This window comes from Pseudomaricurvus hydrocarbonicus (genome assembly GCF_011602365.1).
GTDB classification, from domain to species: domain Bacteria; phylum Pseudomonadota; class Gammaproteobacteria; order Pseudomonadales; family Cellvibrionaceae; genus Pseudomaricurvus; species Pseudomaricurvus hydrocarbonicus.
Genome location: NZ_JAAONZ010000018.1, coordinates 40,060 through 59,074, shown reverse-complemented (window position 1 = coordinate 59,074; position 19,015 = coordinate 40,060). Strand labels below are relative to the sequence as shown.

20 protein-coding genes and 1 other RNA gene are annotated in these 19,015 nt (G+C 54.9%); 9 read left to right on the top strand and 12 right to left on the bottom strand.

Translation table 11 applies throughout. The features are described 5' to 3' along the window. Nucleotide 1: 1 nt before the first annotated feature. From G8770_RS18860 to G8770_RS18840, 5 genes are all read right to left on the bottom strand, one after another. Complete coding sequence (locus G8770_RS18860; protein WP_167190607.1) at nucleotides 2–403, bottom strand: MmcQ/YjbR family DNA-binding protein; 402 nt, start codon at nucleotides 401–403, stop codon at nucleotides 2–4. A 57-nt stretch (nucleotides 404–460) separates the two neighbouring features. Next, the gene (locus G8770_RS18855) at nucleotides 461–1,078 is read right to left on the bottom strand and encodes a 5-formyltetrahydrofolate cyclo-ligase (protein WP_167190604.1); all 618 of its coding nucleotides are present in this window, start codon (nucleotides 1,076–1,078) and stop codon (nucleotides 461–463) included. A gap of 21 nt (nucleotides 1,079–1,099) precedes the next feature. Then, nucleotides 1,100–1,277: non-coding RNA, 6S RNA (ssrS, locus tag G8770_RS18850), on the bottom strand. A gap of 125 nt (nucleotides 1,278–1,402) precedes the next feature. Continuing rightward, entirely contained in the window at nucleotides 1,403–1,693 is a 291-nt protein-coding gene (locus G8770_RS18845; protein ID WP_167190601.1) for a cell division protein ZapA, read from the bottom strand. 200 nt (nucleotides 1,694–1,893) lie between these two features. Next, nucleotides 1,894–2,124 (bottom strand): TIGR02449 family protein, encoded by a 231-nt coding sequence (locus tag G8770_RS18840; RefSeq protein ID WP_167190598.1) that lies wholly within the window; start codon nucleotides 2,122–2,124, stop codon nucleotides 1,894–1,896. Nucleotides 2,125–2,411: 287 nt separating this feature from the next. Here G8770_RS18840 and G8770_RS18835 point away from each other — a divergent pair, with 287 nt between their 5' ends. From G8770_RS18835 to G8770_RS18820, 4 genes are all read left to right on the top strand, one after another. Further along, nucleotides 2,412–2,999 (top strand): UPF0149 family protein, encoded by a 588-nt coding sequence (locus G8770_RS18835; RefSeq protein WP_167190595.1) that lies wholly within the window; start codon nucleotides 2,412–2,414, stop codon nucleotides 2,997–2,999. Between the two features lie 99 nt (nucleotides 3,000–3,098). Next, the gene (gene pepP / locus G8770_RS18830) at nucleotides 3,099–4,415 is read left to right on the top strand and encodes a Xaa-Pro aminopeptidase (protein ID WP_167190592.1); all 1,317 of its coding nucleotides are present in this window, start codon (nucleotides 3,099–3,101) and stop codon (nucleotides 4,413–4,415) included. Beyond that, entirely contained in the window at nucleotides 4,415–5,692 is a 1,278-nt protein-coding gene (gene ubiH / locus G8770_RS18825) for a 2-octaprenyl-6-methoxyphenyl hydroxylase (protein WP_208022375.1), read from the top strand. Before pepP ends, ubiH begins: the two co-directional genes overlap by 1 nt. Before the next feature lie 113 nt (nucleotides 5,693–5,805). After that, nucleotides 5,806–7,032: a UbiH/UbiF/VisC/COQ6 family ubiquinone biosynthesis hydroxylase gene (locus G8770_RS18820; protein WP_167190589.1), complete on the top strand. Its 1,227-nt coding sequence runs from the start codon at nucleotides 5,806–5,808 to the stop codon at nucleotides 7,030–7,032. A gap of 123 nt (nucleotides 7,033–7,155) precedes the next feature. On the opposite strand, the gene G8770_RS18815 is transcribed toward G8770_RS18820, so the two are convergent. Next, nucleotides 7,156–7,968, bottom strand: a complete 813-nt coding sequence (locus G8770_RS18815; protein ID WP_167190586.1) for a hypothetical protein — start codon at nucleotides 7,966–7,968, stop codon at nucleotides 7,156–7,158. A gap of 19 nt (nucleotides 7,969–7,987) precedes the next feature. Next, nucleotides 7,988–8,818: a poly(3-hydroxyalkanoate) depolymerase gene (gene phaZ, locus G8770_RS18810; RefSeq protein WP_208022374.1), complete on the bottom strand. Its 831-nt coding sequence runs from the start codon at nucleotides 8,816–8,818 to the stop codon at nucleotides 7,988–7,990. A 392-nt stretch (nucleotides 8,819–9,210) separates the two neighbouring features. Between phaZ and G8770_RS18805 the strand changes: the two genes are divergently transcribed. The 4 genes from G8770_RS18805 to G8770_RS18790 all read left to right on the top strand — a co-directional run bounded on the left by G8770_RS18805 (nucleotide 9,211) and on the right by G8770_RS18790 (nucleotide 13,522). Further along, entirely contained in the window at nucleotides 9,211–9,738 is a 528-nt protein-coding gene (locus G8770_RS18805; RefSeq protein WP_167190583.1) for a phasin family protein, read from the top strand. A gap of 84 nt (nucleotides 9,739–9,822) precedes the next feature. Next, nucleotides 9,823–12,168, top strand: a complete 2,346-nt coding sequence (locus G8770_RS18800) for a PHA/PHB synthase family protein (RefSeq protein ID WP_167190581.1) — start codon at nucleotides 9,823–9,825, stop codon at nucleotides 12,166–12,168. Nucleotides 12,169–12,363: 195 nt separating this feature from the next. Beyond that, nucleotides 12,364–13,023, top strand: coding sequence for a 2'-5' RNA ligase family protein (locus G8770_RS18795; protein ID WP_167190578.1), 660 nt, complete (start codon nucleotides 12,364–12,366; stop codon nucleotides 13,021–13,023). 136 nt (nucleotides 13,024–13,159) lie between these two features. Then, the gene (locus tag G8770_RS18790; RefSeq protein WP_167190575.1) at nucleotides 13,160–13,522 is read left to right on the top strand and encodes a DUF6164 family protein; all 363 of its coding nucleotides are present in this window, start codon (nucleotides 13,160–13,162) and stop codon (nucleotides 13,520–13,522) included. 120 nt (nucleotides 13,523–13,642) lie between these two features. Here G8770_RS18790 and G8770_RS18785 read toward each other — a convergent pair whose 3' ends face one another. The 3 genes from G8770_RS18785 to G8770_RS18775 form a co-directional block, all read right to left on the bottom strand. Continuing rightward, nucleotides 13,643–15,367 carry a bifunctional protein-serine/threonine kinase/phosphatase gene (locus G8770_RS18785; RefSeq protein ID WP_167190572.1) on the bottom strand — a complete coding sequence of 575 codons (1,725 nt, stop codon included), beginning with the start codon at nucleotides 15,365–15,367 and terminating at the stop codon, nucleotides 13,643–13,645. 191 nt (nucleotides 15,368–15,558) lie between these two features. Beyond that, complete coding sequence (cynS, locus tag G8770_RS18780; protein ID WP_167190569.1) at nucleotides 15,559–16,002, bottom strand: cyanase; 444 nt, start codon at nucleotides 16,000–16,002, stop codon at nucleotides 15,559–15,561. 229 nt (nucleotides 16,003–16,231) lie between these two features. Further along, nucleotides 16,232–17,041, bottom strand: coding sequence for a formate/nitrite transporter family protein (locus tag G8770_RS18775; protein ID WP_167190566.1), 810 nt, complete (start codon nucleotides 17,039–17,041; stop codon nucleotides 16,232–16,234). A gap of 15 nt (nucleotides 17,042–17,056) precedes the next feature. Here G8770_RS18775 and G8770_RS18770 point away from each other — a divergent pair, with 15 nt between their 5' ends. Continuing rightward, nucleotides 17,057–17,251 (top strand): hypothetical protein, encoded by a 195-nt coding sequence (locus tag G8770_RS18770; RefSeq protein ID WP_167190563.1) that lies wholly within the window; start codon nucleotides 17,057–17,059, stop codon nucleotides 17,249–17,251. A 239-nt stretch (nucleotides 17,252–17,490) separates the two neighbouring features. On the opposite strand, the gene G8770_RS18765 is transcribed toward G8770_RS18770, so the two are convergent. Both G8770_RS18765 and G8770_RS18760 read right to left on the bottom strand, forming a co-directional pair. Then, entirely contained in the window at nucleotides 17,491–18,249 is a 759-nt protein-coding gene (locus G8770_RS18765) for a spermine/spermidine synthase domain-containing protein (protein ID WP_167190561.1), read from the bottom strand. A gap of 207 nt (nucleotides 18,250–18,456) precedes the next feature. Continuing rightward, nucleotides 18,457–18,933 carry an Lrp/AsnC family transcriptional regulator gene (locus G8770_RS18760; protein WP_167190559.1) on the bottom strand — a complete coding sequence of 159 codons (477 nt, stop codon included), beginning with the start codon at nucleotides 18,931–18,933 and terminating at the stop codon, nucleotides 18,457–18,459. Nucleotides 18,934–19,015: the final 82 nt, after the last annotated feature.

The window sequence follows — 19,015 nt, the reverse complement described above, 5'->3', positions numbered from 1 at the left end:
GTTACGGTGCCTTGCCGATGACATCGGTGTAGATGACGGCGGTGCCGTAGCTCAACTCCAGCGCAGTGCGCTCGCACTTCTTTAAGCCTTTCACCACCAGCCCATAGGAATGGTCAATCATCCGCTTGATCTCCTCATCCGGCACGTCGCTGTTCAGCGTCACGGTGTTCCAATGTTTTTTGTTCATGTGGTAGCCGGGCTTGACCCCGTCAAAAAAGAAACGCAGTGCCAGTGCCTGCTCGGGGTCACATTTTACATTCATGCGAGCCGTGCTCTGGTCTCGGCTGAGTGATGCGAACATTTTGCCTTTGACTTTAAACACCGGAATGTCCGGGTAGAAGGGAAAGTCTTCCAGCGCTTGCGGCTTGTTCAATAGGTAAGCTCTGGCTTGTTCAAAGGTCATCAGTGCCTGCGCTCCGTCAGTGGTAGGGTGAACGGCGGTGTTTAAGGTTCCTGCTGGTCAGGTGAAAAAGTCGCGTTGGATTGCGCGGGCAGCAGGGACAATAATTTCCCGATCTGTGGCAATGGCGCTGAGAGGAATGTCCCAGTGTGCCAGCTGCAACTGGTCCACCTGCTGACAGTGGTGTGCCAGCCCAACGAGGTACGGTTTGTGGCTCGGGGAGGCTAGTTTGAAAGCAAAGCTGCGATCGTAAAATCCGCCCCCCATGCCCATGCGCCCGCCCTGGCGATCAAACCCCACCAGCGGCAAAAACACCACATCCAATTGTTGCGCCAGAAAACGGTGTTGGTGGAGAGCCTTGGGCTCGGGAATGCCAAAACGGTTTTTCTGCAAGGGCGTGGTGGGGGTGTGGCGCACAAACCAGAGGTGGTTGTCTGAGCCCGGGGCGAGTACCGGCAGATAACAGTGCTTGCCGCGACGCCAGGCTTCCCGGATCAATGGGCGCGGGTCAATCTCTCCGTCATTGGGCAAGTAAAAGGCTACGCGCTGACTGCGTAAAAATAGCGGTTGTTGCTTAAGTTTTCGGAGCAGTTGCTGGGCGGCTTGCTGTTGTTGTCGTGGGGATAAGGCCCGGCGGCGGGCTCTGAGGGTTTTGCGCAGAGTTTGGCGGTTTTCCATAACGTTCCGCTGGCGAAAAAATGAAGCCCCGAATGTGCGGCTGTCGACTTGGCCTTGAACCGTAAGGTTCAAGGTGGGGGTCCCTGCAATGCCTCAGGCTTTCCGTCAAGCGGACATGCACACTGGCACTGGCGAGTTACCCCCGGGGTATACATTATCGGCTCGAGGACTCGTCCACTGGCCAACACTTCAGGGTTGGGTCCATTATAGCGCAGTTGCGCGCGGGTCTAAATATTGAACTTTGATGGATTTAGGCGTATGGGGCTGATTGGCGTCGAGAACCTTGCCGGGTGCAAAGCGTAGCAGAAGTGAGGGGGAGGGGGCTCAGAGCTTTTCCAGCGCCTGGTCAACTTTATCCGACAGGCGTTGCAGGGCCTCACCGCTGGAGGGCAGATCGCTGGCCTGATTTTGGGTTTCCAGCAATTCGTGACTCAGGTTCAGCGCTGCCATCACCGCAATGCGTTCCAGCCCAATCACCGAGCCGCTGCTGCGTATTTTGCGCATTCTTTCGTCGAGGTTGCGAGCGGCCTGCAGCAGAGCGTCCTGCTCGCCGGCGGGGCAGGCGACCTGGTATTCCTTGTCGAGAATCTTGACGAAAACGGTTTCGCTCTTCATAGCTCCAATCCTTTAACTACAGTTTTCAACTACAGCTTTCAACTACAGCCCTTCACCACGGCTTACCAAAAACCTACTAGGGTTCCTAAAACCAACAACCAACGACGGTTCATAAAACCAACAACTCACTGTAGTTCATAAAACCTGCAGCAGTGCTTAATGCCCTGCTACCTTAACACTGGAGTTTGCCGGCGGTGTCATCAGCTTTGCTCTTCGAGGCTTTTCAGCCGGGAAATCATCGCTTCTACGCGGGTTTTTGCCAGTTCATTTTTTTCGATCAGACGGGCACGTTCCACCTGCCAGTCGGACTCTTTGAGCTTGGACGCGGCCACTGCTTTTTGCAGCTGAATGTTTTCATCATGCAGTCGTGAACAGACCTGAATCAGTTGATCGAGTTTGTGTTCAAACGCAAGAAGTGGCTGGTCTGTCATAAGTTTAGAGGCCTGTGATCGGTTTTCGAGCTACTAATCAGATTCGAGCTACTATATTGTGCCTCTGGTAAGGGGTCAACAACCCAGACTCACGTTTCTAGAAATGAACTGCAAAACATGCCCTATCGCACTGTTATTTCAAGAAAAATACTGATTTTGTGGCTTGGTTGGCCGACGCTGACATCGCGCTCGGAGACGGCGCGGGCGACGCTCAGTAACCCCCCTCAGTTTTTAGCCTGCCGGGGCTTTCGTGATAGGATTCCGTATCAATGAGATGTGGATAGATTATGAGTAACCAAGAGCTTTTGATTTCGTTTGAAGAACTGAACCACCTGCTGGTTCCCCTCGGGGCTCTCAACAGTCCGTCGGAGCTGCACGGTATGTTGTGTGGCAAGTTGTGTGGCGGAGTGCGTTTGAGCGGCGAAGAGTGGTCGCAGGAGGCGTTGACGTTTCTGGATGTGATTACCAGCGAAGAGGAGGGTGTCGTGGGCGACCCGCAAGGCCTGGGGCAGACCGCCATTGCCCGTCTGTACCATGCCACTCTGGGGCAGTTGGAAGACAGTAATTACGGCTTTCAGATCCTGCTGCCCGCAGACGATGCCGAACTGGAGCGTCGCACGGCGGCTCTGGGAGAGTGGTGTCATGGTTTCTTGTCCGGGTTTGGCAGTGCGGGTCTTGACCCCGAGGCGGAGTTTTCCCCGGATGCGGCAGAAGCTCTGCGCGACCTGGCGGCCATCGTCAGCATTGGTGAAAGTGCTGAGGACGAGGACGCTGAAGCCGATTTTTCGGAAATTGTGGAATATGTGCGCATGGCGGTGCTGACTCTCTATATGGATTTTGGTCAGAAAAAACCTTCAGAGCCGGTGCTGCACTGACGCGGTCATTCATTCTTGTTAAAAGAGACCCCGCGTTAAAAGAGACCCCACGTTAAAAAAGAACCAACGTACCGTTGCCCGGGATTGGCAGGAGTTTTAATGAGTATCACCAAGCAGGAATTCGCTCGTCGTCGTAACAAACTGATGTCGATGATGGAGCCCAACAGCATTGTCATCTTACCCGCCGCGCAGGAGAAGGTGCGCTCGCGGGACACCGAGTACAACTTCCGACAGGACAGTGATTTTTATTATCTCACGGGTTTTACCGAACCGGAGTCGGTGCTGGTGTTGATCCCCGGGCGTGAGCACGGCGAGTTTGTGCTCTTCTGTCGGGAGCGGGACCGGGAAAAAGAAACCTGGAATGGCTACCGCGCCGGACCTGAAGGTGCCTGTGATCGGTTTGGGGCGGACGATGCCTTCCCCATCGATGACATTGATGACATCCTGCCGGGCCTGATCGAGGGGCGTGAGCGGGTGTACTACGCCATGGGCAAAGACGCCGACTTCGATCATCAGGTGATGGTGTGGGTCAATGCGATCCGGGCCCAGGTGCGCACCGGAGCCATCCCGCCGGGTGAGTTTCTCGATCTGGATCACTTCCTGCACGATATGCGCCTGTACAAGAGCGCGGCGGAAGTCCGGGTGATGCGCCGCGCCGGGGAAATTTCGGCCAATGCCCATGCCCGAGCCATGCGGCTGTGTAAGCCGGGGATGTATGAATATCAGCTGGAGGCGGAGATCCAGCACGAATTTGCCTTTCATGGCGCCCGCTTCCCGGCCTACAACACCATCGTCGGCGGGGGCAAGAACGGCTGTATTCTGCACTATGTGGAAAACAGTGATGAGCTCAAGGATGGGGACCTGGTGCTCATCGATGCCGGCTGTGAGCTGGACTACTATGCTGCGGATATCACCCGTACCTTCCCGGTCAATGGCACCTTCAATGCTGAACAGCGGGCACTCTATGAGCTGACCCTCAAAGCCCAGGAAGCCGCCATTGCGGTGATCAAGCCCGGGCATCACTGGAACGATCCCCACGAAGCCTCGGTGCAGGTAATCACCGAGGGGTTGGTAGAACTGGGGCTGTTGATCGGCGATGTCGCCGAGTTGATTGAGCAGGAAGCCTATAAAGAATTTTACATGCACCGCATAGGCCACTGGCTGGGGATCGATGTCCACGATGTGGGGGATTACCGCGTCGGTGGCGAGTGGCGAGTGCTGGAGCCCGGCATGTGCATGACCGTGGAGCCGGGGATTTACGTCGCTGCGGATAACGCCGGGGTGGACGCCAAATGGCGCGGCATTGGAATTCGCATCGAAGACGATGTGCTGATCACCAAAGAGGGGTGTGAGGTGCTGACTTCTGCGGTGCCGAAAACCATAGACGACATTGAAGCTTTAATGGCGGCAGGCTGATGGATGAGGCCAAGATCAACATGCAAAGCGACAGCGGTTTGCCTGCCGGTAAGGTCGCCTCGACCGACATTGCCATTGTCGGTGGCGGCATGGTGGGCGCGGCACTGGCCGCCTTGCTGGCCCACGCTGAACCCGATTGGTCGATTACCCTGCTGGAGGCGTTTCCGTTACCCGACGATCACGCGCCCGCCTATCAGCCCAGCTATGACGATCGCTCGACGGCCATTGCCCACGGCAGTGTGCTGCTGTTACAGCAGGTTGGGGTCTGGGCGCAGTTGCGGGAATACGCCACTGCGATTGAGCAGGTGCACGTCTCCGACAAAGGGCACCTTGGCGGCACCTTGATTGATCGCCATCAGGTGGGCGTCGATGCCCTGGGGTATGTGATTCCCAATGCCTGGATTGGCCGCGTGCTGATCCAGCACCTGCGAACGCTCCCCAATGTGACCTTGGTTTCCCCGGCTCATGTTCGACAATTGAAACCGGTGGCGGACGGGGCGGAGTTGATCGTGGAGATGGCCGGGCAGCAGTCTGTCGTGCACACGCAGCTGGCGGTGATCGCCGATGGCGCGCAGTCGGCCCTGCGGGCCAGTCTGGGGATTGATGTCGACCGTAAGGACTATCAGCAAACCGCCATTGTCACCAACATCAGCCTGAGCCAGCCCCATCAGGGCGTCGCCTACGAGCGTTTTACCGATGAAGGCCCCATGGCGATGCTGCCCCTGGGCGGTTCCGTTGAGGGCTGCACCAGTGCGCTGGTGTGGACGCAACCGAAAGCGCTGGCCGATGAGGTGCTGGCGCTGTCGGATGAGGCGTTTTTAAGCCGCCTGCAACAGCGATTTGGGTTCCGCCTGGGGCCGTTGACCGGTGTGGGTAAGCGCGACAGCTATGCCCTGCAATTGTCGGTGGCCAAGGAGCAGGTGCGTTCCTCCGTGGTGGTGATGGGCAATGCCGCCCATTTTTTGCACCCGGTGGCGGGGCAGGGGTTCAATCTGGCCCTGCGCGATTGTGCGGCGCTGGCGGCGACACTGAAGCCGGCGGGTGATCGGCCGCTGGGGCAGTTGGCGCTGTTGCAGCAATACTTGAAACAGCAGGCGCTTGATCAACAGGCCACCATCCACTTCAGTGATCAGTTGACCAGACTGTTTTCCAGCAGCGGTCTGCCGCAGGCGGCATTGCGCGGTTTGGGGTTTGTGGGGTTGGAGTGCGTGCCGCCGGCCAAGCAGTGGTTGGCCATGCAAACCATGGGCAATGCCAGCCGCCAGGTGGTGTTGTAAAATATTTTGAGTGGCAGTGGCGAGACCATACAGATGAGCCCCTTGGCGCCTTTTTACGGGCGGCCGCGGGACAGTGTGTGCCCGATAAACCAATCCGTTGAGATTCAAACAGTATGACGTCGGTAGAGCATTTTGATGTGGTGATCGTGGGCGCGGGGCTGGTGGGCAGTGCCATGGCTTGTGCCTTGGCGGCGGATGCGCGCGGTGCCGCCCTCAGTATTGCGGTGGTGGAGGCCGGTCAGGAACCGCGCCAGTACCGTGGCGCTGAGTTCGACCCGCGGGTGGTCGCGTTGACGCATGCCTCCCATGAGCTGCTGGACAGTGTTGGCGCCTGGGCGCTGATACAACAGCAGCGCGCCTGTCCGTATACGGATATGGAGGTATGGGACGCGGAGGGCACCGGCAGCATTCATTTCGATTGCCGCGAGGTACAGCAACCCTGTCTGGGTCACATCGTCGAGAACAGCGTGATCAGTCAGGCCCTGTTGCAACGCCTGGCGGCCTATCCGCAAATTACCCTGTTGCGGCCAGCCCGTGTGAAACACGTTTTGCGTTTGGAGGATCACAGCGGGATAGAGATTTTACTGGAAGATGGCCGTCATTTGTCCGGCGCTTTGCTGCTGGCTGCCGATGGTGCCAACTCGAAAATTCGCGAGCTGGCCAACATGCCCACCCGCGAGTGGAACTACGGCCACCACGCGATTGTCACCACGGTGCGCACCGAGATGCCCCACCAGTTCACGGCCTGGCAGCGATTTTTACCGACCGGACCGCTGGCGTTTTTACCGCTTCAAACCGAAGCCGACGACCGACTGCAGGTGAATTACAGTTCCATTGTCTGGTCGGTCAATAACGAGCGGGCGCCGGAATTGATGGCACTGAGTGACGACGAATTTGCCCGTGAGCTTGGGCGAGCGTTTGAGCACCGCCTGGGTCAGGTGACGGACGTCGCGCAACGCTTTGCTTTTCCCCTGCGCCAGCGTCACGCCATTGACTACATTCAAGAGGGCATTGCACTGCTGGGCGATGCGGCCCACACCGTTCACCCTCTGGCGGGACAAGGTGTGAATCTGGGGTTTCTGGATGTTGGTGCCATGCGCGATGAAATCCTGCGCGCCTGCCAGCGGCAACTGCCGTTGACGGACCCCTCTATCCTCAAGCGCTACCAGCGGGCTCGAAAGTCTCACAACCTGGCGATGATGGGGGTGATGGAGGGGTTTAAACGTTTATTCGGCGCCGACCACCTGCAGGTCCGCTGGCTGCGCAATGAGGGCATGCGACGTCTCAACAGCCTGCCCATGCTCAAGAACGCCGTCGTCAAACAGGCGATGGGGCTGTAACCCCACCCGGCAGAACCGAGTCATCTCACGGCAAAGTCATTGGCGGTAGCGCCAATGACGACCTTATGCTGCTCTAGTTTCTAGTTTCTAGTTTCTAGTTTCTAGTTTCTAGTTTTGCCACTTTTAGCGCTTGGCCTTCACTCCGTGATGGTGGCCCCGGTGTAAGACAAGCTGCGTGATGGCGTGTTTCAAACGGCGGCAGCGAGCGTAAATTTCACCATCACCGGTATTAATGGTGTAGCCCAGTCGACGAAAGGCGCGGCGGCGATCGCGGCCGGCCCAGTGTCTGGCCAGCGTGATGCGGGTCAGCAGCCGGTAGCAGGCGTAGAGGTGGAAGCGCATCTGCTGCTGCTCATCCGGGGTCGGTGTTTCGTTTTCGATCAGCCCGCTGAGGCGCATTTTCTTAAACTCGCGTTTGACCAGCTGGCCTTCATTTTTCAGGGCCATCAGGTTGAAAGCGTGTATGGCCTTAAACTCCCCACGAATCAGATTGTGCAGGTAAGAAATCTCTTTGGCGGTGGTTTTGCCTTCCGGTGCCTGAGACATCAGGGTGCGGATGATGGAGTCTTCCTGATGGCTGGGCAGCGAGGGGAAAAACAGGTGGCGCTGGAAAAAATAGCGCACATACGCGCACAAGCCTGACATATAGGGGGCAAAGTGGCTGCCAATTAATATCGCCAGAGCAACCCACGGCGCCAGGGCGGCACTCAAAAACAGCATCAGGATGCGGCTCAGAATGAACAGCAGGGAATAGGAAAACAGGGTGTAGAGCAAGGTCATGATGACCATGCGGGCCGGCGTGGCGGTGTGGTGAATGCTCAGCGGCCAGTGCTCTTCTTCGGATTCATTTTTCAGGAGAGTGGGCAGCGTCTGCCAGTGGAACAGTGTCCACAGGCAAAAAGCAAGGAAGAGAATGGTTGGCAACAACATATTCATATTCACTTGTCCTGAAGGCTCAGTGTACGACGGCCAATTTTACGGCGGGATTCGAGTAAGTCAAAAAATCGGTAATCATGGGTGCCACCTCTGACATTTTAGTCATGAGCAGCAGATGTCCACAGTCGATTTCAATCAGCTGGCTGTTGGGAATGCGACTGTGCAAAATTCTGGCGTTGACCACCGGCACCAGCGGGTCGTCAGTGCCCGCCAGAATCAGCGTTGGTTGCGGCAATTTGTGCAGCCAGTGAATGCTGGTCCAATAGGCGCCGGCATAGAGCTGGTACAAATACCCCTGGCTGGATTTTGGTGGCCGCACTCGTTCCGTGTACTCGTTCATCAGCTCCGGATCTTTGCGCAATTCTCCGCCGTAAATGTGCTGGGCGATGTCCTTGAGGTAATCCTTGTCAAAGTAGCGCTTGGGGTTGGTCAGTTTCATGAACACCGAGGGCTTGCCCGGGACCATAATGGCGCCGGCGCTGGTTGCCGCCAGGATCAGATTTTGACAGCGTTTGTGATGACGGTGAGCAAATTCCTGTGCCATCGCTCCGCCCCAGGAAACACCTAACGCGTCAACCTGACCGTAGCCGAAGTGGTCTAGGATCTGCGCGGATAATTTGGCCAGGGCTTTAAAACGCATGGGTAATCTTGGCACCTCGGATAAACCGATCCCAGGCATGTCAAAGGTGATGCATTCAATGCCCTTCAATTCCTGCATAAGCGGAATCAAGATTTCCAGGTTAGCACCGATGCCGTTAAATAATAACAGCGGGCGCTCACTGGAATCGGGCTTTCTGGCTACATGGATTTGAAGTCCCATGACTTCAACAAAGCATTCTTCAATTTCCAAACCCAGGATTCCTTATCGCTCGCCCTTTCATCTGTAGAGCACCAGTATGTCAGTGGCAAATCTTTTAGCAAGAGTCTGTGACAAATTATTTACTTCAATGAAAGAGTGGCACATTTTTCACTATTTAGTGCGCCATGTTGCAGCATGATGACACTTGTGTTGCACGTCTGTAATGCAGTTTTTTGGTGTTTAAAAATTTAATGTTTTTTTCATCTGTTGTTCATTGACAGTGCCTGGATATGCTCTTACTTTTGACCTGTACCGAATGAATTTGGATGCATTGTTGACCGCCGTTACCAAGGAGTAGCTGGGGCAAGGACGCCGCTTCCACTTTCTGATGTCCAATCCAGTTATCGCTCATTAGTGGGCTCTGCAAATTTATGAGGTTAGATATGTCTGAATTAAAAACCATGGATTCCGAAAAAGTTATGGATGTGCCGATGGGAATTTTGTCGGCTGGAAAAAGCAGTGCCGGTAAAGTTTTGTCCGGGGTCGGCAGCTTTTACAAGTACGCCTGGTACACCGCTCTTGGCTCTGCCTTGACCCTGGAAGAGAATGTCGCCGAATTCAGCAAAAAAATGGCGGCCAAAGGTGAGAAAGTCGAACTAAAGGCGAAAACCAAAATCACCCAGAAATTTGATTTCCCCAAAGCCAAATTAACGTCCGCCAGTGAAGACATCAAATCCAAGGCTCATGAAAAGATGGAGGACGTTGAACAGATCATCGATAAAGGTGTGAACCGCTCCCTGCATTTCATTGGTGTACCAAGCCGCAAAGACATGGATCAAATGACAATGTTAATGAAAGACATGGCCGACTCCATTACTGAGCTGTCGACCCAGCTGCAGGAAAAAAAGGCCACGTCTGCCAGTCGGGCCAAGAAGTCAACCAAGGCAGATAGCCAATCTTCCGTAGCGTGAGTGTGATTGGCTGGTAGAGGGCATTCTTCAAAGGGTTTTGTTGAATGCCTGGAGGTAACTCTGAACGAAAGGTGAATTCTGATTATGAACCATGTGAGCGCAGTACCGGGTATTGGTGACAATGGAACGTCAGTAAAGCCGGAGATTTTCTCAGAGCTTGATGTTGTCCAAAAAGACGCTGCTGAAACTATTCCTGAAAAACTGGCTAAAAAAAACCATGGATCACACAGCTACACCAGGCAATCTGTCCAGCCTTGTGGCAGCTACCCCAATAAGGGCGTGTTAAGCGCCAACAGTCCAGAAGTCAGCCCCCCGTTTATTCAGAGCCCTAATTCGGTTGCGGATCACGAGGCGAGGTCGCTCGACACTTTGTCCTCAGAAACCAACTCCAGCGCTGCGGAAAGTGCTCCTGCATTGGATCCATCATCAGTGGAAAGTACAAGCTTGTTGGAAGACGCGACCGAGTCAGAGCAGCTGGCCGAAGAAGCTTTTGAGGCGGAAGATGTTGAGGCCTCAGCCCCAACCGCACTGGAGTCCAGTCTCGATCGCCTCAGGAAAAGCTCTCTGGCGTTAAACCAGTTTGCCGATGGCCTGCGCAAACAGTACGATTTGGATGAAAGTCAGGCGGCGGCCTATTCCCGCTTGAAGCGGGAGCCGATGGCCGACGCCGTTATCGAGGCTGACGTGGCTGACACCCTGACAGCGGATGCCGGGACGGAACAACAACCCCGCTTGCACGCCAAGGTGCCTGAGAAATATCGCAAATACAAAAAATACCGTGAGTCTGCCCAAGAGGGCCCCTTTCAGGGCAAAAGCCTGTTTGAGGCCACCTCACGGTTTTTCCTGCAAACGGTTAAACAGCCCGATGTGTTTGTGCATCACTACACCAATTTTGCCAAAGAGCTGTTTAATATTGTGCAGTCGAAGTCGACCATGGAGCCTGTGCGCAGTGACAAGCGTTTCCGCGACGCGGTGTGGAAAGATAATTTTGCCTACCGTTCTGTCATGCAAGCCTATCTGGCCTGGGACAAAGAAGTGTCCGGCTGGGTTGAAGACCTGGACATGGAGGAGACAGATCGCCGTCGAGCCCGTTTTATCCATGAACAGATGAGCGCCATGCTGTCGCCCACCAACTCACCGTTAAACCCGGTGGCGGTAAAACGCGCCTATCAGACCGGCGGCAAAAGTGTGGTTTCTGGCATCAAGAATCTGGTGGGGGATGTACGCACCAATCATGGCATGCCCAGTCAGGTGCGCCCGGGATCCTATGAACTCGGCAAAGATCTTGCTGACACGGAAGGCGCGGTGGTGCATCGCACTGAAGTGCTGGAACTGATTCAATACAAGATGAACGATGATCAGGTCATCTGTGAGCGGCCTGTGCTGATTGTGCCGCCGCAACTGAACAAATTTTACATCTTTGATTTAACCCCTAAAAACAGCCTGGTTCGGTATTTGAAAGATCAGGGGGTACAGCCGTTTATCATTAGCTGGCGCAACCCGTCGAAACACCACAGCCAGTGGAATCTGGATCGCTATGTGTCGGAGCTGGAAACGGCGCTGGAAGTCATGTGCGAAATCACCGGCAACGATCAGGTCAATCTTGCCAGTGCCTGTGCGGGTGGTCTAACGTCCATGGCGCTGCTGGGTTACCTGGAGGCGGCGAAAAAACCTCTGGTACACTCACACTCCCTGTTTGTGACGGCACTGCAAGCCGATCAAAGCTTTGAATTGGGTTTGTTTGCGTCGCGTCAAACGGTTGAGTTGAGCCGCAAGATCTCCGCAGTCAATGGCTTCATGGATGGCAAGGCGTTGTCGCACATCTTCTCATGGTTGCGGCCCACAGATCTGGTGTGGAATTTCTGGATCAACAACTATCTGTTGGGTAAAGAGCCTCCTCAACTCGATGTGCTCTACTGGGATAATGATTCAACCCGGTTGCCCGCAGGCTTGCACAGTGACTTTTTGGACATCTTCATCAAGGATGCGTTTGTGTCCGCCAATCAACTGACGGTGAAGGGGTATCCCATTGACATCAAAAAGATCTCGATGGACTTTTACTGTGTTGGCGGGGATGAGGACTACCTGATGCCCTGGAAAAAATGCTTTCAGGTCCCCGAGTTGGTCGATAGCAAGTGCACCTTTGTGCTGAGTACCAGCGGTCATATTCAGAGTATTTTGCGTCCACCGGGTATTGCCAACACCCATTACTACACCAATGAACAATCCACCTTGTCGGTGGAAGGCCCCGACCAGTGGATGCAGACGGCCACCAAAAACTCCGGCAGCTGGTGGGAGCATTGGCAGGGATGGTTACAGCAACAGGGGCGCTCTGGTAAGCAGCGTTTTGCCCCGCAGCGACTGGGCAGTGACAAGCACCCGGTACTCTCGCCAGCACCGGGTCTGTACGTGAACGAAAAGGTGGCCTAAGCGTTTCCTGCGGCTGCCCTCATCGATAATCAACCCAACAAGCTCGCACTCTGCGGGCTTGTTGGGTTTTCTTCTGACGCACTTGTCGTTCATGTTTTCCGGCGTCCGGCGCCCTCGATACCCTGGGCTACGGGATTGGGTTATAGGGCTCATTAAGTTACAGTGGGCTTTGTTTCGCCGGTGTCAGGAGGGTTCGTGTCATTTTACTATCCACAGGTCTACCAAGAGTTTCTCGATGCGCGTTTTACCCTGCCTTCCTTGCCGGGTGATCATCCCGACTGGCACAAAGGGCGAAGGCATTACTATTGCTGGGCCATCAGTGTTGATTCAGATGACATCTGTCGCCGCTGGCAGCAGGCGCAGCAACATTATGCCGGCTACCTAAGGCCTGACTACCACCGTCAATTGCACCTCACGGTCGCGGTGTGTGGTTTCTGGCAGCCCCAGGATCTGACCTCAGCGCACAACGATGACTTTACTCCGGCCATGTTGCAGCGCCAGCTGGAGCGTTTGCAGCAGGCGGAGATTGCGCCTTTTCACCTGGACGTGGGCGGGGTGAACAGTTTTGCCTCGGCACCGTTTCTGGAGATAGGCGATGACCATAACCTGCTCGGCGGGTTGCGCGAATTGTTACTACTTAATGGCGATGACTTCCGCAGCAGCATCTATTGCCCACACATCACCCTGGGGCTTTATCGGGATCGCTTTGAATCTTCCGTGGTGGGCGCCGACTTTAGCGTGGCCATCGATACCATGCCGCTCAAACTGGCCGTTTCCTCACTGGATTTGTTGTCTTACGAGGCCAGTGCCCCCGCTGCGCCGCTGAAACTGGAGCAGCGAGTCTGGCTCAGCTGATGCCATTGGCCCGCCGACTCACTGAATGCGGCTGCCCGGTTTGACGTTCGCTTGATGTCAGGCTCCGGCTTTTTGCGGTCCGGCAGGGTATACTCTGCCTCCCCTGTGCTGGCTGCTGACAAAGGTTGATCGAACGATGGCTGAATTGTTGTTTAAGTTGAATGGTGTTCCTGACGACGAGGCGATGGAGGTTCGAGAATTACTGGCTGCAGCCAACGTTGATTATTATGAAACCACCGCCGGCAACTGGGGCGTCTCGCTGGCGGCAATCTGGTTAAAGGATGATCGTCAACTGGAGCAGGCCAAAGCGCTGATCGACAGCTATCAGGAGCAGCGCTTGGAGCGTACCCGCCAGCAGGCTCAGCTCAACCCTCCGGAACCGTTGCTACGGCACTGGTTGCGTTATCCGTTGCGGGTGGTTGCGATGCTGATTGTGGTGGCGGCGGTACTGTACGTGTCCATTGTGCCATTTTTGTCCGCCTGGGAGTTGCGACAGTGACCCAGCACACGGTGGTTTGACGGCAGCGCTATGGTCACAGCACACCGCCATCAACGTTATCGTTGATCCGCTGGTGCGTGGCAGGCCCCCTTTTCTGTCGATTCGGCGTGCCGCGGGTGTTCACGACTGGAACAGCATGAGCACAATGATGGACGCCAGGATGAAGGACATCCCCTGCCAAAACGCGACGGGGTTGCGCTCCAGCAGGGGGGCGCGCGATTTGTTCAAAAACGCCTTGTTCGGGTGACGCAGATCATAAAGAAATTCGGACATTTCGTCGTAGCGCTTATGCGGTGACGGGTGCAGGGCTTTCTTCAGGGTGTCGTCGATCCAGGCCGGAATTTCCCGGTCGACATCCAGAACGGATTGGTACACCAGGTTGCGCTGGGCGCGCACGGTTCTCGATTGCGAGACCTTGTTGCCGTAAGGGAAGCGCCCGGACAGCATATGGTACGCCAGTACCCCCAGTGAAAACTGCTCAGACCGCGGGGTGCCCGCTTCACCCAAAAAGTATTCCGGTGCCGTGTACAGGGCGGTGCCCAACAAATGATCCTGTGCCTGCTCGGGCATGACTTCCACTAAGCCGGCCACACGGGTTGAGCCGAAGTCGATGATTTTAACCGTACCGTTTTGATCGATCATGACATTGTCAGGCTTCAGGTCCTGATGCAGCATTTCCATGCGATGAAACGCCATCAGGCCTTTGGCCACCTGTTCGATAATGTTTCTGACTTCTTCAACGTTTGGCTGGGGATTGTCTCTCAGCCACTGCGCCAGTGTTTGTCCCTTGATGTATTCGGTCACAGTGTACAGATAATTTCGAGTGCGCTGCTGGCGCCCGGCTTTTAACACATACTGGCTGTGGATGCGTCGGGCGATCCACTCCTCGGTTAAAAACCGCTCTAAATAGTCGGGGTCGCCCCTGAGGTCTATTGACGGTGTTTTTATGATGACCTGCGAGTCGCTTACCTGATCCCGTGCCAGATACACGTGACTGCGACTGCTGGCGTGCAGTTGCCGGAGGATCGTATAACCGTCAAAGCAATGATTTTCTTCAAGCTGAGGTGGAAACGGCAGTTGTTCGGCCTGATGTTTTAACGCGGTAATTTTACCGCACGGCAGGGCATCAACGCGGACCAGTTGAAGGCTGAGGTTGTCGGTGCTGCCCTGTTGATAGGCGGACTCCACCAGCACTCGGGCGGCCCTGTTGAGATCGGCGCGGTGCTCACCGATACACTGCACCAGCTCCGATGGCTCGATAAATTCGTAAACACCGTCGGTTGCCAGAATAAATACGTCACCAATATTGACGGTCAGTGACTGATAATCGAATTCGCATTGATGGTCGACGCCGAGCGCGCGACTGAGGTAACTTTGGTCTTCGCTGATCCAGCGACGGTGATCATGGGTTAATTGCTCCAGTCCGTGGTCATTCAGTCGGTAGACCCGGGTATCCCCGGCGTGGAAAACATGTGCGGTGTTGCATTTAATCACCAGCGCACTGAGGGTACAGACATAGCCTTTGTCTTTTTCGTAACGCATGGGGCTGTTTTGGGACTGGGAATAGAGCCAGGCGTTGGTGGCTTCAAGCACCTTGTAGACGGATTTTTTGACCGACCAGGCGTCGGAGGTGCAATAGTAATCGTCGAGAAAGTTTTTGACCGCGGTTTCGCTGGCAATGTGGCTGACGTCACTGCTGCTGATGCCGTCGGCCATGGCCAGGGCCGCACCTTTAAAGTCGAGCTGAGAATTTTCGGGTACCGTGGCACCGATAAAGTCTTGATTGCTGGGCTTGCGCCCCTTGTCAGAATACTGGCCTAGCGAGAGCCTGAGTGTTTCGGGCATATCGTTACTCTGTTGATCTTGCTGCTCAGCGTGACGGTCAAGGATAAAGGCCAGTTGAGATTGACGAAGTACATCAGACTGAGTGGCTGTTGCCGTAAAAAACCACGTTAACAGCAGCGTTTACAACAGCGCGCACTGCAACGTTCAACACAGCGCACCATTCAGTACAATTTGGCCGGGTGCAAGAAAGGTTAATAACTTTTATATGGCAGAAATTTGCCGCTCATGGTGATCTTGACGCGATCGCCTTTCGGGTCGGCTTCACGTTTTAAGTCCATGTCAAAGTCAATGGCACTCATGATGCCATCTCCGAATTCCTCGTGGATCAAGGCTTTAAACGTGGTGCCATAGACATTGATCAGTTCGTAAAAGCGATAGATCAACGGGTCAGTGGGGACGGCGGTGGGCAGTGAACCTTTGTAGGGCACCACTTGCAGTTGAGTTACGGCATCCTCGGGCAGTTCCAGTTTGTCACCTATAATTTTCGCCTGTTCTGCATCGAGGGTCATTTGCCCCAGCAGGGCGGCGGTTGTCCATTCCTTGCTTTTGCCAATGGCGCTGGCCAGTTCTGGCCAGGTTAATTGCTTTTTCAGCTTCTGGGTAATGACCAGTTCGGTCACGTCATTGCGTGTCATAAAATCACCTTGGAAGATTCATGCCGTGAATTTTGGATAAAGGTTCAGGTTGTCGTGTTTGAACGGCGGATCCCAACCCGCGGATAAGCGGCGCCAGCCACCTGGGCAAAAATCGCTATCAGGTGGCTTCGTTTGCCGCTCGACGTTTGCTGAAGGGCTGCCCCCAAGGCCCCTGGTTTTGTGATTAAAAGTTACAGGTTTTCGTCGGGCCACATTTTGACCTTAAGACTCAGTAGGCACGTTTCGGCGCCGTACGAATGTGTGTGCTGTACAGGGTCAGACCGGTGAAGGCCAAGCCGCCGAAAAGGTTGCCCAGGACCGTGGGGATTTCGTTCCAGATCAGGTAATCCATGACGGAAAACTCACCGCCCATGATGATCCCGGAGGGGAACAGGAACATGTTAACCACGGAGTGTTCAAAACCCATGGCAAAGAACAGCATGATGGGCATCCACATGGCGATGACCTTGCCTCCGACGGTGGTGGAGATCATGGCACCGACCACGCCCATGGAAACCATCCAGTTACACAGCATGCCACGAATGAAAATGGTGAACCAACCGGCCAGGCCGTATTCGGCGTAACCCAGGGTGCGGGATTCACCAATGCCGGCAATTTTTTGGCCAATGGCTCCGGGGTCGGTGGAGAAACCGTAGGTGAAAATAAAGGCCATCATGAACGCCACCGTCAGAGCGCCGGCGAAATTTCCGACAAACACCAGTCCCCAGTTGCGCAAGACACTGTTGATGGTGACGCCGGGTCGTTTATCAATTAACGCCAGGGGCACCAACACAAACACGCCGGTCAGCAGGTCAAACCCCATCAGGTACAACATACAAAAGCCGACGGGAAACAGGATCGCTCCGAGAATTGCAGAGCCGGTGGTTACGGTGACGAAAATTGCAAAGGAAGCGGCGAGTGCCAGGATGGCACCGGCCATATACGCTCGGATTAACGTGTCACGAGTCGACATAAAAACTTTCGACTCACCTGCGTCAACCATTTTGGTGACAAATTCTGTGGGGACTAGGTAGGACATCAGCTGCGCTCTCATATGGATGAATTTCAATTTGATACAGCAATGGCTATGCCAGTTTATCTTCTCGGCGGTGGCGGTCTGCGTACTGCAGTGTTCGGTGACCGCCACGGTGCAAAAAAGAGGAGCGAAAACGCAGTCCAACGCTGTTGTGCACTGCAGGTGTGCAAATTTACCGAGATGGAAAATTCAAAAAAGCGTTTTTTGACGTGAGGTGGTGTTTACTTTGGGGCGCACTGTCAGCTGTTGGTGCAATGTCGGCGAGACTGTTTTGGCGCGCGGGTCAGAGTGAGGCGGTCCGACGGGCTTGCCGGTGTTGTATTTTGGTGCACGGTTGCCCCGGCGATGGGAGCACGGTTTTCGGTGCGTGATGGCTGTGATCTGTGATCGTTGTGGTAAATCTTGTGGTCAACCCTGTGCCAAACCTGCCACAAAAGTTGTTGTGAACCGCCTCAAGGCCGGGTTTTATCCTGCAGGCGTGACAAGGGCAGGGGGAAACCCAGTTTTTGACTCCAGGCTTTGGCGCGTTCGCGCAATTGATTTTGCCCGGCCCTTGGCGCTTGTCGACACGCCAGAATGACCCAGTTTCCAGCCTGGGTGTTGCACTCACCGACATAGGCAAAACGATCGCGCAGCAGCTGCAGGATTTCACTGTCGTTGCGGTGGTTCTTCCAGCAATTGAGGACCAGCCATCCTTTGGCGGTCAGGCTGTGCAGGCATTGATCGATGAAGCGTTCCTGCAATTGCAAATCGTCGACGCCGTCGGGGCCGTAGATGTCGCTGAAGATGACGTTGAAATTAGCGGGTTCATGTTCGCGTAAGTAATCCGCCGCATTGGCCGCAACGACGTTGAGCTTTTTGCCCGTGGGTAATTGAAAGTATTGGTACGCTGCGTCAATGACCGTTTGACGCAATTCGACGGCGGTCAGTTTCAATTGGCGGCAGTGTCTGTTCAGGCAGGTGGCCAGTGATCCGGCTCCGAGTCCCAGGATGAGCCCTTTGCGAGGGTTATCCTCAAACAGCAGTGGCAGCAACATCGCACGGGTGTAATCGTAACTCAGGTAGGCGGGGTCGGATTTCAGGGCACAACTTTGCTGGTGATCGGTACCAAAGGTCAAATAGCGCATGTCCCCATCGTCAAACACCTGCACCACACCGAGGTCGTCGTGAGCCCGATGAATTTCCCTGCCGGTCATGTTCATGTTGCGCATGGCCTCCCTTGAATGTAAGGCGCGTCGGCTGGCTGGTGGGCGATGTCATGGCCACCCGGCATCTACCTGCCCCTGTTGTCTGTATTTACTGCCTATTTACCTGGAGAGGTGAAGGCTATATGGAGGTGAATGCTATATGAACAGCGCTGCCCCGTCAGGCGGTTATTGTCAGCGGTTTTTGGCGCTGGGTCCCGGCCGGCTGGACCCCTACAGTTGGGTGTCGAGCGGTAAAGCCGTGGTGTTTTTAATGGCCGTTACCGCCACGTGGGAATGTATTTCCTGTATTCCGGGCATTTGAGACAAGAATGTGCGTACAAACTGCTCATAATGGCGAATATCTTTGGTGACGATTTTCAGCATGTAGTCCATGGTCCCGGTCATGGTGTAGCACTCCATGACTTCGGGCAGCAGGGCGACGGCGTGTTCAAACTCCTCCAGCGACTGGCGACCGTGCACACTTAGGTTCACACTACAAAAGACCACCACATCCATACCCAACTTCTCGGCATTGAGCAGCGCCACCCGTTTGTGAATGTAGCCCTCGGTTTCCAGGCGGTTCACCCGGCGCCAACAGGGGCTTTGGGACAGTCCGATGCGGTCGGCCAGTTCCGCTGCCGTCAGGCTGGCGTTCTCCTGCAGCAGCTTAAGAATCTTGAGATCCGGACCGGTAATTGTGTTTTGCATGATAAACCTCATATTTTGTTGTTTTTGGGTTTATGTATGCACTATAGACGCAATTGGAGGGAATAAAACAAAAAAACACCCC

What these genes read in the sequence shown, in the direction of transcription:
- G8770_RS18860 (WP_167190607.1), bottom strand. Translation starts at nt 403, where the DNA reads ATGACCTTTGAACAAGCCAGAGCTTACCTATTGAACAAGCCGCAAGCG.
- G8770_RS18855 (WP_167190604.1), bottom strand. Translation starts at nt 1,078, where the DNA reads ATGGAAAACCGCCAAACTCTGCGCAAAACCCTCAGAGCCCGCCGCCGG.
- G8770_RS18845 (WP_167190601.1), bottom strand. Translation starts at nt 1,693, where the DNA reads ATGAAGAGCGAAACCGTTTTCGTCAAGATTCTCGACAAGGAATACCAG.
- G8770_RS18840 (WP_167190598.1), bottom strand. Translation starts at nt 2,124, where the DNA reads ATGACAGACCAGCCACTTCTTGCGTTTGAACACAAACTCGATCAACTG.
- G8770_RS18835 (WP_167190595.1), top strand. Translation starts at nt 2,412, where the DNA reads ATGAGTAACCAAGAGCTTTTGATTTCGTTTGAAGAACTGAACCACCTG.
- pepP (WP_167190592.1), top strand. Translation starts at nt 3,099, where the DNA reads ATGAGTATCACCAAGCAGGAATTCGCTCGTCGTCGTAACAAACTGATG.
- ubiH (WP_208022375.1), top strand. Translation starts at nt 4,415, where the DNA reads ATGGATGAGGCCAAGATCAACATGCAAAGCGACAGCGGTTTGCCTGCC.
- G8770_RS18820 (WP_167190589.1), top strand. Translation starts at nt 5,806, where the DNA reads ATGACGTCGGTAGAGCATTTTGATGTGGTGATCGTGGGCGCGGGGCTG.
- G8770_RS18815 (WP_167190586.1), bottom strand. Translation starts at nt 7,968, where the DNA reads ATGAATATGTTGTTGCCAACCATTCTCTTCCTTGCTTTTTGCCTGTGG.
- G8770_RS18805 (WP_167190583.1), top strand. Translation starts at nt 9,211, where the DNA reads ATGTCTGAATTAAAAACCATGGATTCCGAAAAAGTTATGGATGTGCCG.
- G8770_RS18800 (WP_167190581.1), top strand. Translation starts at nt 9,823, where the DNA reads ATGAACCATGTGAGCGCAGTACCGGGTATTGGTGACAATGGAACGTCA.
- G8770_RS18790 (WP_167190575.1), top strand. Translation starts at nt 13,160, where the DNA reads ATGGCTGAATTGTTGTTTAAGTTGAATGGTGTTCCTGACGACGAGGCG.
- G8770_RS18785 (WP_167190572.1), bottom strand. Translation starts at nt 15,367, where the DNA reads ATGCCCGAAACACTCAGGCTCTCGCTAGGCCAGTATTCTGACAAGGGG.
- cynS (WP_167190569.1), bottom strand. Translation starts at nt 16,002, where the DNA reads ATGACACGCAATGACGTGACCGAACTGGTCATTACCCAGAAGCTGAAA.
- G8770_RS18775 (WP_167190566.1), bottom strand. Translation starts at nt 17,041, where the DNA reads ATGTCCTACCTAGTCCCCACAGAATTTGTCACCAAAATGGTTGACGCA.
- G8770_RS18770 (WP_167190563.1), top strand. Translation starts at nt 17,057, where the DNA reads ATGGATGAATTTCAATTTGATACAGCAATGGCTATGCCAGTTTATCTT.
- G8770_RS18765 (WP_167190561.1), bottom strand. Translation starts at nt 18,249, where the DNA reads ATGCGCAACATGAACATGACCGGCAGGGAAATTCATCGGGCTCACGAC.
- G8770_RS18760 (WP_167190559.1), bottom strand. Translation starts at nt 18,933, where the DNA reads ATGCAAAACACAATTACCGGTCCGGATCTCAAGATTCTTAAGCTGCTG.